Below are 16,382 nucleotides of genomic sequence, written 5' to 3'. Positions count from 1 at the left end.
GACGGGAGGGGGCAGGGGGTGGGTAAAGCTGCCACGTAGCGCTATGGCCAGTTCATGGGGTCTCCCCCGCTTTACCCCCGCACCACCTGCACGGTGAACTCGTTCATCTGGTAAATCGCCCTGCCGTCCACCAGGAGGAAACCGGCGGCGGTCAACAGGCGCTCTGCGTCGTCGGCAGCCGTGATCCAGCAGACCACCGTCACTTCCTTGTTGGTCGGCACCACCTGGCCGCGGTAGAGCCAGCGATGGCGTTTTTCCAATGCTACCGAGGCAAACTGGTCGCCTGCCTGCCAGCCCCAGCGTTTGACCGCCGCGAACTTCATGAGCTGCAGGAACGATTCGAGCCCCAGCGACCCCGGGGTTACCGGATCCTCGTAGAAGTGGGCCTTGAAGAACCACTCCTCCGGATTCACCACCTTGATCCCCTTGACATAGCCGAGCCCGGCAGGGCCTCCGTCCGGCACGTACATCTCGATGCGGTCGATCATGCGCAGCATCTGGTCCGGGAAAGGCGGTTCGACCGGGTAGGGGAGGCTCACGCCGCGCGCGACTTCCTCTGCCGTGGGCTGATACGGTACAGCCTCGCGGATGCCGATCTGGTTCGCCAGCGCCTCCTTGGCGAAGAACCCGAACATGGTCTCGCCCTCGTAGATGACGCCCAGTTGGTCGGCCACGCTGAAACCGAATTCCTGGATGATCATCCCGCCGCTGGTGGCGACCTTGGTGAGGGTGGCCGTGGCGCTCAGGGTGCCGCTTTGTGGCGTCACCGCACGGTGCTGTACCGCGTTGCCACCGAGGTTTCTGAACGAAATGTCGGTCGGGCTGTTGAGAGCCGAGCCGACGTAGGCGGCCAGCCAGCCGCAGGGCTGCAGCGCGGCCTCCAAAAGGACCGAGAAGGGCATGCGCGGCTGGCGCTCGACGGCGAAATACCACTCGTTGACCGGGATGTCGTACTGCGCCTCGGCCATGGCGCCGGAAACCATCTGCCACGGCTCGCCCTTAAGGGCAGTGACCCGGTCCATGAACTGAAACGGCGGACCGGGAAGACGGGCGATCTTACGCTCGGCATCGAAGATCCGGTAGCGCTCGCCGAACCCTTCCGAGGGTTTGCCGTTGCTGTAGGCGAGGATCTGCTCCTTGGTGTAGAGCGCCGGTTTGCGCTGGTACTGGCTGGCCGGCACTGCAGAGACCGCGGTCGCGACCGGCACTGCTGCCTGGCCTTTCCCCCAAAGCTGGAGTAGCAGCTCCCGGTTGGTGCCGGAGAGGCGTGCCGACATGTTGGTGATCTCGACAATCGGCTTGCCGTCGGCGTACATGAGGGCGTCCACGATGGCGTACGGCTCGGGGCGGAAGCCCAGTTCGCGCACGGTGACTTCGTAGCGCACCACCTTGGTGGACTCCAGGACCTGTCCACGGCAGCAGAGCTGGCTGGCGACACCGGGAACCGGTTGCCAGGTGGCACCCTGGGTCTCCGCCACCCAACCCATACGCAAAAGCAGGATGCGCAAGGTGTGCATGCAGCATTCGTACATGAGGGTGCCCGGCATCACTTTGTCGTCGACGAAGTGGCAGGTGATGAACCAATCCTGGGGATGGATATCCGCCTCCGCCTGGATGAAGCCCATCTGGTAGCGGCCGCCCTGAGGGTCCAGCTCCACGACCCGGTGCACCAACTTCATGGCGCCGCCCGGGATGGTGAGGGGATTACTGACCGGGATCCCGGCAAACGATGGACCGAAGCAGCCGGCCAGGTTCCCCTGGCGCAGCAGGTCGAGCTGGGCCGCACTGTAGCTCTCGCGAGCCATCGGCACCAGGTCGGTCCAGTCAGCCGGCCGCTTGCCGGTACGCGGCCGCAGGTCGAGGGCGCCGCGCACGATCCCTTTGCCGGCGTCCAGTTCCTCGGCACTGAAGAACCCGGCGCAGCCGTTACGCATCGACATGAGCGGCTCGCCGTTCACGGTCGCCTCGAAGTGGAAACGGAACAGGTAGGTCTCGCCCTGGCGGAAGAAACGTTCGATCCGGATGTCGTAGTGGATGGTCTCACCCGGTCCGGGTAGTTCCCGGTGGAAGGTGACCACGGCGTCGAGCAGTCGGTACACCGCCAGGCCGCGGGTGATGAAATCGATCCCGAGGTAGCCGGAGAGGAAGAGGTCAGCCTGACCAGCCTCTACCGCGATGCAGGTGGGGATACGGCCGCCGTCCAGGTACCAGGCGCCCGGCAGTACGTCGTGCTCGGTTACCACGCGGCCGCTGGTCATCGACTTCGGTTCGCCTTCAACCGACATGATGCGGTCTACCAGCATGAGCGGCTCGTCAGGGAGGCGCACGCGGGTGGGAAAACTGTCCGCCTCGGCAAAGGCCGGTCCGAGCATCTTGCCGACCGAGCCGCGTGCGAACTCGAAGCACATCTCACGGTCAAATGCCGGTGCAGGTCCGGCCGGCCGGGCCTGAGTAGCTGCGGTGAATATGGCTGCAGGAACACTCGTGCTGGCAACAGGAACCGCGGTCATTGCGCCAGCCTCGTTCCCGGCAGCAGGTAGTGCTGCCAGACCACCGCCTGCCAGAATCTGTTCCTGAAGCATGATCTGAAGTTTAAGCGCATGAGCCATTGAATCGGCGAGGTTTTCTGAAACTTTCAGGTATGCTTCGTGTGCCTTGAGACGGGCTTCCTGCGCTGCGGCAAACTCTGCCAAAAGGGGAGTGAGGGAAGCTGCCGGGGCCGCACCAAGGGGCGTAGCCGTGGCTACCGCGCCTGCTGTGCCAATGGCAATATGAGGCTGAGCGGTGGCTGCCACTGACTGAGACGCTGCTTGTGCCGGGGCAATGATAGATTCAACGGCAGTACCAGATTGGCTCGAGCCTGCTGCAATCGGAGCAGTTTTACTGCCGATAAGTATCAGTGCAGGTGGCGGGTTTACCTGTGTGTGGTGCGGTGTCGGAGCCTGATTCACCGGTGCTTCCATCCTTGTTGCGGTTAAGGTGCTGACGGTGTTAGTCGCAGACTCTGTCCCTGTAGCGGTGCCGGGGCTGGTCTCTCTTTCAGATCCGGATGCCAGACCGGAAGGTAGCGTCGGGGAGAAAGGTGCGTAGCCGGTGGCAAACCTGAGGCTGGCCTGGTTTGCGCTGCTGCTTTCCCCGACTTTCAGAGGGGTTGCCGCGTAGAGAGGCTCGAGGCTTACCGGTACCCGCTCGGCCACCAGGTGGGCCAGCAGGCGCAGGATGGCAGAGACGGGCTCCACGCCGGGAAGACACGCGGACCGGGCCAGGTGCGGCCGGCCAGCCAGGATCCGTCCGATCATCCTGCTGCAGGATCCGCCGGGACCCATCTCCAGGAAGTAGCGTACCCCTTCCTGGTAGGCAGCCTCGATCACCTTCGGGTAATCGATACCGTCGATGGCCTGGTTCAGGATCGACTCCGCGGCGCTACGCCGGTTCACCTGGTAGGCGCTGCCGGCGGCACCGCTGTAGAAGGTGAGGGCGGGATCGGGTTGCGTGGTGAACAGGTGCAGGTCGTGGTAAGCCTGCGCCACCTGGCGTGCCACCTCGCAGTGTACAGTGGTGACCCCCTGTAGCGGGAAGAACCGGCAGTCGAGCATGGCGACCAGGTGCTTCACCCACTTGCTGTCGCCGCCGATGATGCACTCGTCCGGGGTGTTCACGATGAGCAGGTAAACCCGGGAGGTTTTCTTAAGCGCGCGGCGCACCTCGCGAGCCGAGGCATCGACCACCCCGATGCTCCAGCTGATTTCCTTGCCGGCAGCTTCACCCCAAGCCCGACGTGCCGCCCGGCACTCGCCAGCCAGATCGTGGGTAAAGAGCGAGGAAGCGCGCATGCGGGCGAGCATCAGGTCGCGCTCTTGCCAGGTTCTCGAGGCGAAGAGTCCCGCGGACTCGCCCAGGCTGTAGCCGATGATCGAGTTGGGAGTGATGCCGAAGTTGCGCACCAGGTCGCTGACGGCACAACCGGTAGCAACCTGCCCGAAAATGACCGCAAGATGGTTCTCGTGGACCTGCTCGATGGGGGTGCCGTTCCAGAACTGTTCCGGTTGGAACTGATCCCTCAGGTAAAGGTTCTCAGCGTCCTGGCGGCGGAAGATCTCCGGCCAGCGCGCCGAAAGTTCCATCCCCATGCCGACGAAGTGGTTGCCGGAGCCGGGGAAGACGAAACCGATTTTGCCGGACTCACCAATGGGGTTTGCGCTGAAGAAAACCCGGTCGCGCAAGGCGGGAGGGATCAGCGCTTCGGCCTGGGCCGCGGTGGCGTTCAACAGGCGCTCGCCCTGCGAGATGAGTGCTGAGAGTTCCTCATGGTTGCGTGCAACCAGCGAGACCGCCAGGGGATGCTGGACTTCCTGCCGGTTCTGATGCCAGTTCGCAGCTACCTGGTACAAGTCGGCGGTCGCTGCAGCGGCAGCCTGACGGCGCAACGCGGCGAGTCCCTTCTCCAGTTCCTTCTGGTCCGCTCCGGTAATGCAGAACAGGCATTCCTTGAGCGGTCCCAGCGGGGCGACCCGGTCTGATGCCGAGGGGGGTGGTGCCGTGTCGCATCCTTCGAGCACCACGTGGCTGCAGCTGCCGTCCACGCCGAACACCGAGACGCCGGCGTGGCGAGCGCCTGCAGCGCGGTTTCTGAGCCAGTAGCGCGACCCGGAAGGGAGGAAAAGCGCACCGTCTCCGGACACCTTGGCAAGTGGCCTGGCAACCGCCTTGTGGGGCGCAGGGATGATCTCCTGGTACAGCGCGAGGCAAGCTCGCACCAGGCCAGCCAAACCGGACGCCGCACCGCTATGCCCGATCTCGGACTTCACGCTGCCGACTGCAATGCTGCGTTGAGCCGGCAGGACCACCGGTGCGTCTTGCTCGGATTCGGCGGGAACCGGCGCCTGGGCGCCTTTATCGAAGAAGGTCGAGAGTGCCGCCGCTTCCATGCGGTCCTCGGCGGCGTTGCCGCTGCCGTGTGCCTCGAGATAGCCGACCTGGGCCGGCTGGACCCCGGCCTCGCGGTACGCCCGTTTCAGCGCCTCGCCGTAGGCCGCCGCACCAGGCAGCATCGCGTTGCCGCTGGTGGATCCGACCCCCTTGATGACCGCGTAGACCCGGTCGCCGTCGCGCTCGGCATCGCTGAGCCGCTTCAGGACCAGGCAGGCGGCACCTTCACCGACGGTACTGCCGTCAGCGCGCTCGTCGAAGGGCGTTGCCGCTCCGCTTGGCGAGTAGGGGCGTCCGAGATGCTGGCCGAGTGCCGCACGCAGGTCGCCAGCCAGGTCGACGGCACCGGTAAGGGCACGGTCGATCTCACCGGCCTGCAGTTGGCGGACGGCAATCTCCAGGGCACGCAGGCCGGAACTCTCTTCGCTGGACATGGTGAAACTGGGGCCGCCGACCTTGAACTCGCGGGCTACCCGGCTCGCCACCACGCTCCCCAGGGCTCCCATGGTGCGGTTCGCGGTCAATGCCGGTCCGCTCTGTTCGCGCAGCTGGTCCACCCATTGCGCAAAGCCCTGCTCGTCGAGGTTGAGGCCCAACTCCTTGGCCCAGACTTTCGCTTTTTCGGCGATGGACCAGCGGAAGGCGAAGTTGGTGGAGTTAAGATCCAGGGCGATGCCGATGAACACGCCAGCGCGCAGGTTGTCGGTACGGTCCAGTCCGGCATCGGCCATGGCGGCGGCCGCGGACTGCAGCATAAGGAGTTGTTGCGGCAGCATCTCCTCCATCTCGCGCGGCGGGATCCGGAACGCGGTGGGGGATAGCTCAAACTCGTCCAGGTAATAGCCGGAGAACGGTGTTCCTTTCAGCTGTTCTTCGGCGAACCAGGTGCTCTTTTCCGCCCCCCACCAGTCTTTTGGTTTGGACGCAGGGACAGAGCTGTCGCCACCGAGGACCCGGCGCTGGAAGGCATCCAGGGACTGCCAGGAGCCAAATCGGGCGTCCATGCCGACCACGGCCACCGGTTCGAGCATGGAAATCTCGTGAACCTCGATACTTCCCGAGGTCGCAGGTTGCTGCGGCGCGGCCTGCGGCAGCCATTCCTCAATCAGCAGGTGAGCATTGATACCACCGAAACCGAAGGCGCTTATCCCGGCACGTCGCGGAGCGTTGGCTGAACGGCGCTTCCAGGTTTCGGTCCTCTGCAGCACCCTGAACGGGCTCTGCTCCAGGCCGAAACTGGCAGGGGCCGCCTGGAATCCAGCGGTAGGCGGCAGACTCTCTTGCGCCATGGCGAGGAGCACCTTGGTAAGGGCGGCGCCACCGGCTGCGGTCAAGAGGTGGCCGATATTGGACTTGACCGAACCGATAACACAACTGCGGCCGGCTGCCCCCTCTTTCCAGAGTTCCTTGAGACTTGCCACCTCGGTGGCATCGCCCACCGGGGTTCCCGTGGCGTGGCACTCGATGAGGTCCACGTCCTGCGGCTGCCAGCCAGCCTGTGCGTAGGCTGCACGCATGGCACGCAACTGCCCCTCCGACATCGGCGCGAGAAGGCTGCCACCCACGTCGTTGGAGAGACCGATTCCCCGAATGATCCCGTAGATGTGATCGCCCTGTGCGATGGCATCCTGGGTCCTCTTCAAAAGGAAGATGCCGGCCCCTTCGCCGACCACCAGGCCGTCGCCGGCCGCGTCGAAGGGCGAGCAGATGCCGCGCTTGGAGAGGGCGCGCAACTGGGAGAAGCCCATCTGGGTGTAGAGTGGATCGGGACGCGATACGCCGCCGGTCAGCATGGCGTCGGCGCGGCCGGAGAGGAGTTCTTCGGCGGCAAGTTTGATGGCGTAGAGCGAGGAGGCGCAGGCGGCGTCCAGGGTGCAGCAACCGCCGCCCAGCCCGAGTGCGGCCGCCAGGATGCCTGCGGGAAGCCCGGCTACGTAGCGGTTCAGGGGATCTACCGGGGCAGCGGGGAGTGCCCGACCGAGAAGCTTTTCCTCGAAGGTGCGCCCCAGGAACAGGCGGGAAAGCTCTGCCGATTTTTCGCTGGGCAGGGCAAGGTTGCCGATGACGACGCCCACCCGGGAGCGGTCCAAGCCGCTGGTCACGCCGGAGGCGAAGGCCCGGGACCCTGCGTGCAACAAGAGATGGAAGAGCGGGTCCAGCCCCTTAAGGAATGCCGGCTCCAACTGCAAACCGGGTATTTCGGTCGCCGAAGGGAGGTTGTCGATGAAACAACCGTGCCGGGAGTAGACGTGGTCCGCCTTTCCCGGCTCTGGATGGAAGGCCTGTTCAGCGGGGAGTTGCCAGCGCCCCGGGGGTACTACCCTGGTGGCGCTTCTGGCGTTACTGATGTTTTCCCAGAAAGTACTGAGCTCGGGCGCGTCGGGAAAAATCCCGCCGATGCCGACGATCGCAACGGATGGGGACTGCATGATCAGGCTGCCCCCAGGTTGACGGGAACGGGACGCGGCAGCTGGTTGCGCTGGAACGCTTGTTTAAGTGACGGATCGATGACGCACTCGTACCCTTCGAGGCGTGCCACCAGTTTCCCGGTGTTGCGGTCCAGGAATTCCATGTCGGCGGCGGCGCCGTGGGCGCTCTCCGAGGTAACGCGGATCACCACCTGGACTCCTTCGCGCGGGAAAGCCTCCTGGAACTGGCGGTAGCGGCCGGCGAAGCAGGGGAGGGAACCGGCGCCGAAGCGCTCGAAACTCCAGAGGATCATCATCTGGAAAGCGCTGTCGATGACCAGCGGATCGGTGAGCCAGGTGCTTCTTAGCGGTTGTTTGATCCAGGAACCCGGAGCCGGCGCCCCTTTGACGATCGCGGCGATTCCCTTGGCGGAGCAGCCGTCCACCTGCTCGATGCCGTGCAGGTCCGGGCCGTGGAACAGGCGCTCGCGGTTGTAGATCACACCGTTTTCCGGGTGGTACGGCGTGCTGGGAACTTCGGTGATGGAACGGATCCCTTCCGGGAGCCGGGTCGCCAGCACGATCTCGGCCTTGGCGTGCAACAGGAAACGGTCGTTGGGGCCGCGGCTGGAGAGCTCCACCGGAACCAGGAAGAACGACTCGCGTTTTACGGCGCGACCTGCCATGACGTTGAGGGTGAAGCTGCTGTTACCTTCAAAGACGACTCCCTTGCAGATGCGCAGGTCGTTGAAGCCGTGGAAGCGGAAGCCGGGGTTGCCGTGCAGCGCACCGTGGGCCAGCCACTCAACGATGACCGCCATGGGGAGCACCGCCTTGCCGTCCAACACGTGCGAGCGCAGGAACGGGTAGTCGGAGATCTTCAGGGTGAGCGAGAAGGCTTCCTGGAGGGTCTGCTGTTTGGTCGCGCTCGGCGCGGGAACCGCCAGTTCAGGAGTGCCCAAGGTGGCGAGGCAGACGATCTCCACGGGCGCATCGCCGGCGGCGATCTCGCGGGCCAGGAAGGCGCCCCCCTGCTCCAGGCCGATGACCCCGATCCCTTCTTCGGCGAAGACCTTCTTGAGGGCCGCGTTCACCATGCCACCGTCCCAGGGGCCCCAGTTGATGCTGACTGCACGGCAGTTCTCCCGGCGCCGCGCCTCGGCCTGGGCGACCTTGTTCAGTACCTCGTTGGCAACCGCATAGTCGACCTGGCCGACCCTACCGTAGCGGCCGGTGCTGGAGGAGAAGAGGGCGATGAAGCGCAGGTCGTCGTGGTGGGTCACGTTGAGCAGGGTACGCAGACCGTCCACCTTGGTGCTATAGACCTGCTCGAACTGCTCGGGTGTCTTGTCCACGATGAGGCGGTCGGCGAGCACCCCGGCGCCATGCACGGTGCCGCGGATCGGTCCGTGGCTGCGCCGCACCTCGTTGAGCAGGAGCTCCATGGCCCCTTCGTCGCGGATGTCGATCGAGCGGTAGCTCGCCTTGGCGCCAACCTTGGCGATGCGGGACAGGGTGGAGCGGAGTTCGCGGGCAGCGAGCGTGGCCCGGTAGCGTTCTTCAATTTCCCGCGGATGCAGTTTGCCGGTGGCGTTTTGCAGGATGGCGCGCTTGATCTCTGCTTCCTCGGAGAGACCGGAGAGCCACTGCGGCTCTTCCGCAGGTTCCGGGCTGCGCCCCAGGAGGACCAGGTAGGGACGGTAGGCCTCGGCGAGCGCGAGAGCGGCTTCTGCGGTGACCCCGCGACCGCCGCCGGTGATAACGACAACCTCGCCCTCTTTTACCGGCGCCGTAGCGGCATTGGGGGCCGCCGGCAGCACGGTCTGATTCAGTGCGTAACGACCGGTGGGCTGGAGACCGACTTCAAGCGGCCCGCGACGGAACAGCTCAACAGCGACCGCGCCGGCAGCTTGTGGGGCGTTGGGGAACTCACCCAGGTCGATCGCCTTGCAGCTCACCTCGGGCCACTCGCGTGCCGCGGTTTTGGTGAGACCGGCGAGACCACCAGAGAGCGGATCCTTGATTTTACTTCCCGGGGTGAAACCGAAGGTGCCGTCCAGCCGGGATACGGTGACGCAGACGGCGCCGTCGGATTCGGCGGACTGGTTCAGAGCCTTGGACGCGTTTTTGAAGAGCTGGAAGGCGTTTTTCAGGAATTCATCGTCGGTTCCGGTGACCGGGGCGCAGATCACCAGACCGGAGAGTTTTCCGGTGGGGACGATCTGGGTCACGTTGTGCGCGTCTATTTTGCGTACCGTGCAGCCGTGGTCCAAAAGGATGCTGCAGAGTTCTGCGGTGAAGGCGGAGTCGTCGTTGGTAACCCAAATTTCGCCGTCGTTGGCAAGGATCACCGCCTCCTGGTTGGCCTCTTCATCGAGCAGAACCGGCACCACGGTGCTCCTCTCCAGGTCGGAAAGTTCGGCCTGGACCGGCTGCTGGGGTACAGGTGCAGGGACCGGTGCCGCGGCAACCGTTTGGGTGGCAACCTCGGCGACGCTTGCCGGCGCGACCGAGAGGAATGCTGCGATATCTCCAAGAGTACGCAGGGTTCCCAGCTGCTCCGGGCCGATAGCCGGTGCTCCCGGCAGGCGTTCCTGCAGTGTGGAGAGAATCTCGACCCGCTTGATGGAGTCGATCCCCAGGTCGGAATCCATCCCCATTTCCAGTTCGAGCATGTCGACGGGGTAGCCGGTTTTCTCGCTGACCACCTCGAGGAGGACGCCGGTTACCTCGGCACCCGTTGCTGCAACCGGAGCAGAAGTGGCAGCAACTGCCTGAGGCGCGGGTCCGGTCGCCAGGTACTGTGCAATTTCACCAAGGGTGCGCAGGGTCCCCAGGTGTTCAGGGCCAATGGCCGGGGAGCCGGGGAGTCGCTCCTGGAGGGTGGAGAGGATCTCGACGCGCTTGATGGAATCGATCCCCAGGTCGGAATCCATCCCCATTTCAAGCTCGAGCATTTCCTGCGGATAACCGGTCTTTTCACTCACCACTTCGAGGAGCGTCGCGGTCACGGTGCCGAGATCATTACCCGTCTGGGGAGCGGTCGCAGAAGGAGCCGGAGCCGGGGCCTGTGCGGCGGCAGCGACGGGGAGACCGGCTGCCAGATGGCCGGCGATGTCCCCCAAGGTGCGCAGGGTTCCCAGGTGCTCGGGGCCGATAGCTTGGGATCCGGGCAGGCGCTCCTGCAACGTGGAGAGGATCTCGACGCGTTTAATGGAGTCGATACCCAGATCCGAATCCATCCCCATGTCCAGTTCCAGCATCTCGACCGGATAGCCGGTCTTCTCGCTGATGACCGCCAGCAGGGTCTCGGTGATGGGGAGTGACGGCACGGCGACACCGGTTGTCACCGGTGCCGCCGTTGCGGGTGCGGCAGCAGCAGGAGTGATGTTCCCGGCCGAAAGATGCGCGGCGATCTCGCCAAGGGTGCGCAGGGTTCCCAGGTGCTCCGGGCCGATGACCGGGGAACCGGGGAGGCGCTCCTGAAGGGTAGAGAGGATCTCGACGCGCTTGATGGAATCGATCCCCAGGTCGGAATCCATCCCCATATCAAGTTCCAGCATCTCGATGGGATAGCCGGTTTTCTCGCTGATGACAGCCAGCAGGGTCTCGGTGACGGCGAGGGCAGGCGCGGTGACAACAGTTGTCGGCTGGGCGCTGGCCACCGGAGCGGACGGTGCGGCCGAAGGGGCACCTGCAGAGAGGTGCGCGGCAATCTCGCCCAAGGTGCGCAGAGTACCGAGGTGCTCGGGGCCGATGACCGGGGAACCGGGGAGGCGTTCCTGCAGGGTGGAGAGGATCTCAACCCGTTTGATGGAGTCGATGCCGAGATCGGAATCCATCCCCATGTCCAGTTCAAGCATTTCGATAGGATAGCCGGTCTTCTCGCTGATCACGGCAAGCAGGGTTTCGGTTACCTGGCCGGATGCTGCGGCAGGAACAGCCGGTGCTGCGGTGGCAACCGGACGTGCCGCAGCAGGTGCCGCAGTTGCAGCAGGAACATAGGTCGGTGCAGGTGCGGGAGTCGGAGCAACTGTATTGACGGTCGGCGCGGAAACCGGTGCAGTGAAAGCTGTCGGGGCGACGGTAGCAGCTGACATTGGCGCCATTGGCTGAGTCGGAATCGCCGCGGCCGGCTGGGCTGCCATGGTGAAGCCGGCTGCGGAGCCCATCAGCAACTGGTGCTGCTGCTCCAAAAGCGTCTGGAACGTTTTGGCAGCCTGCTCCTGGCCCTCAAGGAACCGACGATGCAGCTGGGCGGTCTCCTCCTGCATCTTCTGCAAGAGCGCCATGCTGTCGCGGGTGACCCGCAGGGACTCGGAAAGTGCCACTGTAGAGGCTGCCGGTGCCGTAACCGGGGCCTGGACGTACTGGGGCGCGTTGGCCGGTGCCTGATAAGGCATGGTCTGCGGGGCCGCCGCGGCAACCGGGGTCGGCTGAAGCGCGGGTGCCGGGGCAGTCACGGCTGCTGCAGGGGCTGCCAGGACCGGCTTCGGTGCCGTCGGTGCCTTCTTCGGCTTCGGCTTCACGTAGTTGGCGCCGCTCAGCGGAATGGTAAGTGCCGGTTTCCTCCCGGAAGGCTGCGCCGGCCGGAAGTCGCCGTCCCAGGCGCCGAGCTGTACCGGATAGCCAAGGGCTGCAAGCTGGGCCAGGGCCCGCGCCAAGTCGAGAACGCCGGAGCGCTTGCCGGAAGAGGCATCGAGAGCCAGGGCCTGGTGCGGCCGGTCGCCCAGGATCGCCTGGACCAGGCCGGTCAGCCGGTTGCCAGGGCCGACTTCGACGAAGGTGCGGATGCCGGCAGCGTACATCGCCTCGATTTCGGCTACGAATTCTACCGGCTTGGCCAGTTGGTGGGCCAGCAGTTCCTTGGCCTTGGCCGGGTCACTCGGGTAGAGATCGGCGCTGGTATTTGCGTAGACCGCGGTCCGTGCCGGCTGCCAGTTAAGCTCTTTCAGCGCCGCCAGAAATGGCTGGGCCGCGTCGGCGACCAGGCTGCTGTGGAAAGCGGCGGCCACGGGAAGCTGTTTGTTGGTGATGGAGCGAGCGCTGAATACTGTTGCGGCGCGGACGATCTCGGCACTGTTGCCGGAGAGCACGCACTGGGTGGGGGCGTTGCGGTTGGCGATGACCAGGTCGAGCTTTTCCTGCTCGAGGACCTCGCTTACCTTGGCAAGCGGCGCAGAGACCGCGAGCATGCTCCCCTTGTCGCCGCTGCCGTCGCCCATCAGGCGCCCGCGCAAGCGGGAGAGGGCGTGCAGGTCGGCCGGGGCGAGTGCGCCGGCGGCGCACAGGGCGGTCAACTCGCCATAGCTGTGGCCGGCCACGGCATCCGGGGTAAGCCCGAAGGCGCGCAGGATTTCCAGGGCGCCCAGGCTGGTGGCGCCGATCGCGGGCTGTGCGGCCTGAGTGGCGCGCAGGGCGGCTTCCTGGGTAGCTTTCGTTTCTGCGTCAAAGGCGGATGCAGGATAGATGAGGTCCGAAAGGAGTTCGCCACGCTCGGCGAAAAAGCCTTCGTTGGCCTCGGTGAGAGCGTCGATCAGCTGCGGGAACCGGCAGGCCAGGTCGTTGAGCATCCCGGTGTACTGGGAACCCTGACCAGGGAAAAGCATCCCGAGTTGTCCGGGCTCGGCTGCGCAGCTGTAGTAGGCGCCGTCCGGAGTCTGCCAGGAGCCCTGGGCGTTTTTGGCGAGCATTGCCTGGGCGTTTTTCACCAGGGAAGCGAGGTTGGTCTTGTTGCGTTCCACGACCAGGGTAAGCCGGCAGGCTGCCGCAGCGTCGAAGGACGCACGCGAGGCCGCTGCCAGGGTGCGCAGCGCGGTCCAGTTTGCCTCCGCCGGAATCTCGGCCAGATTCCCGGTAAGGGCAGTAGCGTCGGCGCCTGAGAGGGCAATGATCTGGGTGTTGCCGTCCCAGTCGGTAGCGGTTCTACGGGAACCATACTCCTCGAGGACCACGTGGAAGTTCGACCCGCCGAAGCCGAAGGCGCTCACCGCTGCGCGGCGCGGGGTCTCGCCGTGGTTCAGCCAGGGGCGTTTCTCGGTGGCGAGATAGAACGGGGAGTTTGCCGAAACTATCTCTTTTTGCGGGGTCTGCACCTTGATGGTCGGTGGGATCACCTTGTGGTGCAGCGCCAGGGCGGCCTTGATGAGGCCTGCGGAACCGGCAGCTGCCTTGGTGTGACCGATCTGCGACTTTACCGAACCAAGGCAGCACCAGGGATGGTCAGCCTCGCCGTACACCTCGCGCAGCGCACTTACTTCGACCGCGTCGCCCACCTTGGTGCCCGTGCCGTGGGCTTCCAGAAGGCCGATGCTCTGAGGGGTTACCTCGGCGTTGCGGTAGGCGTTTAACAAGGCCTTTTTCTGACCCGAGGCGCTCGGGGCGTAGATGGCGTCCCCTTTGCCGTCGCTCGAAGAGCCTACCCCGCGGACCACCGCGTAGATCTTGTCGCCGTCGCGCTCGGCATCGGCCAGGCGCTTCAGGACCACGATACCCAGTCCTTCGCCGAGAATGGTGCCGTCGGCGGAGACGTCGAAGGGCTTCGCATTACCGCTCGGCGAGAGCGCCGGGGTTTTGCTGAAGCACATGTACATGAAGATGTCGTTGAAGGTGTCGATACCGCCGGTCACCACGATGTCGGCCTTGCCCGAGGCGAGTTCCAGCGAAGCGAGGTGCAGCGCGCTGAAGGAACTCGCGCAGGCCGCGTCCACCACGCAGTTGGTGCCGCCCAGGTCGTACTGCTTGCTGATCCGGCCGGCTACCACGTTCCCGAGAAGGCCGGGGAAGGAGTTCTCCTGCCAGGGGACGTACGAGTCGGAGATCCGCTCGACCACGTCCTCGGCGACCGCGTCCTCGACGCCGGCGTCTTTCAGCGCCGAACGCCAGATCGGGTGCCCCAGGCGCGCGCCAAGGGGGATGACGAGTTCGAGCGTGCCGGTCACGCCCAAAATGACGGAAGCCCGGCTCTTGTCGAACTTGCTGCCCGGACCGTAACCCGCGTCCTTGAGCGCCTGGCCCGCCGCCACCAGTCCCAGAAGCTGCGAGGTGTCGATCGCTTCCAGGATGTTGGGCGGGATGTTGAACTCCATCGGGTTGAAGTCGACCGGGGTGAGGAAGCCGCCACGGTGACCGTAGGTGTGGTCGGGGGCCTTCTGGTCTTTATTGAAGTAGGCGTCGACGGACCAATGAGTCGGCGGGATCTCGGTGATGGCATCCACGCCGTCCATGATGTTGGTCCAGTAGGCCTGCCGGTCTTCCGCCTGCGGGAAGAGGCAGCCGATGCCGATGATAGCCAGGTGAGTGCCGTTGCTGGTGCCGGTCTTCGTATCGTCAGTTTTCAACAAAGGTACTCCTTGATCTGTGCGATTTCGAGGGGGTGCTGGTCAAGGGCCTCCTGCGGCAGGGAAATCCCCTGGCTACGCAGGAAGTTGGCGCGGTTCAGTCCGGCGGCTCCGTGCAGGATGTTGAGTGCCACGGTGACCACCTTGCGCTGCTCCGGTGCCGCCAGGAAGGTCCCGGCGGTCCACTCGTTGAAAGCGCCCATGGAAGGGCCGCACCAGACCTGGTAGTCCATGCGGCGTTCGGTCTTGCCGTCTTTGGCCCAGTGAGCGGCCATCCCCAGGTACCAGCGGAAAACCAGCGCCATCTGGTGCTTGGGATCGCGCTCGCTGCGCTCGACCTGAGCAGGATCGCGTTTCAGGAAGTAGGCGCGGGTGTCGCGCCAAATGTCGTCCAAGGATGCCTGGAAGAAGGTCTTCTCCAGTTTTTCGCGCTCTGCAGCCGGGATGTCCTCCAGGCTCTTGTAGCTGCGGTAGACCTCGTAGAGCTTCTGGGCGCGCATCGGGAACATGGTGCCGCGCTTTAACACCTGGACCGTGACCCCCATCTCGAACATGTCCGCAGCCGGAGCCATGGTGACGTCGGCCTGGCGGGTTTCGGCGAGCATGGTGCGTACCAGGTCCGAGGTCCCGGATTCGATGCAGGCTTGGTTCACCGAGCCGGTCATGATGTAGGCAGCGCCCATGGCAAATGCGGCCGAGGCGGAGGCCGGGGTCGAGATGCCGCCGGCGAGGCCGACCCTCAGTTTGCAGTCGTAGCCGTACTGGCGCTCCAGCTTGCTGGCGAGCGAGAGGATGGTCGGGAAGAGTGCGATCGCCGGACGGTTGTCGGTGTGGCCGCCGGAGTCCGCCTCGGCGGTGACGTCCTGGGCGAGCGGGACCAGCGCGGCGAGTTCGGCCTGCTCTGCGGTGAGCGAGCCGTTGGCGACCAGCTGGCGCAGCAGTTTTTCCGGGGCCGGCGAGAAGAACTTGGCTGCCAACTCCTCGCGGGAAACTTTGGCGATGATCCGGTTCGGGGTAATGATGCGGCCGTCCGGGGCGCGTCTGATGCCGTGCAGCCGGTAACGCACCAGGGGGAGGGTGAGCGCCAGGAAGGCCGAGGCCTCGACGATGCGCACCCCTTTACGGATAAAGAGCTCGGCGAGTTCGCGCTCGAGATCGGGCTCGTGAGGCGAGTGGATCAGGTTGAAACCGTAGGGGAGATCGCCCAGGGAGGCGTGCAGACGGTCGGCAGCGGCCTCGACCTGGGAGAGTGGCAGACCTGCAGCACCGAAGAAACCGAGCATCCCGGCGCGCCCGAGTTCCTCGGCGATGGCTGCGGAACTGATCCCCTTGGCCATGGAGCCCGCGATGTAGGGGTAGCGGATGCCGATCTCGCGACAGAAACCGGGATCGCCCAGGTGTTCCGGCAGGGAGGGAGGCGCGAAGCCGGCCAGGGTGTGGCCGTTTTCCAGACCGCTTCCGAAGTGGCCGACGCCGCCCAATTCGGCAGTGACGGTCCCTTTCTGCTCGACGAGGTACAGGGGGCGGCGCACGTGGCGCAGGGCCTCCTTCAGGCTGAACTGGCCGGTGCCGGGGGAATCGGCAGGGGCAGACCAGGATCCGAGACGCTCTTTTCTGTCAGCGTGCTCGGAGGTGTCACACCAGGGCGAAAAACGATTCAAAGATGCTTCTCCTGTAGCCGGCGAATCTGAACGGACGAGATTTG

Annotated in this window: 3 protein-coding genes; all 3 read right to left on the bottom strand. The window is 65.1% G+C overall.

The genetic code is table 11. From position 1 onward, the window contains the following. Nucleotides 1–71: 71 nt before the first annotated feature. Genes H7688_RS17595 through H7688_RS17585 form a run of 3 tightly spaced genes read right to left on the bottom strand, consistent with a single transcriptional unit; the run spans nucleotide 72 to nucleotide 16,338 of the window. Entirely contained in the window at nucleotides 72–7,358 is a 7,287-nt protein-coding gene (locus tag H7688_RS17595) for a beta-ketoacyl synthase N-terminal-like domain-containing protein (RefSeq protein ID WP_246329867.1), read from the bottom strand. A gap of 2 nt (nucleotides 7,359–7,360) precedes the next feature. Next, a complete protein-coding gene (locus H7688_RS17590) occupies nucleotides 7,361–14,677 on the bottom strand; it encodes a type I polyketide synthase (RefSeq protein ID WP_183362506.1) in 7,317 nt (2,438 codons plus the stop codon). Then, nucleotides 14,674–16,338, bottom strand: a complete 1,665-nt coding sequence (locus tag H7688_RS17585) for a PfaD family polyunsaturated fatty acid/polyketide biosynthesis protein (protein ID WP_246329866.1) — start codon at nucleotides 16,336–16,338, stop codon at nucleotides 14,674–14,676. The genes H7688_RS17590 and H7688_RS17585 overlap by 4 nt, the downstream gene beginning before the upstream one ends. Nucleotides 16,339–16,382: the final 44 nt, after the last annotated feature.

Origin of the sequence: Geomonas limicola (genome assembly GCF_014193675.1) — a bacterium.
Taxonomy (GTDB): domain Bacteria; phylum Desulfobacterota; class Desulfuromonadia; order Geobacterales; family Geobacteraceae; genus Geomonas; species Geomonas limicola.
This window is presented reverse-complemented; position numbering and strand designations above follow the sequence as displayed.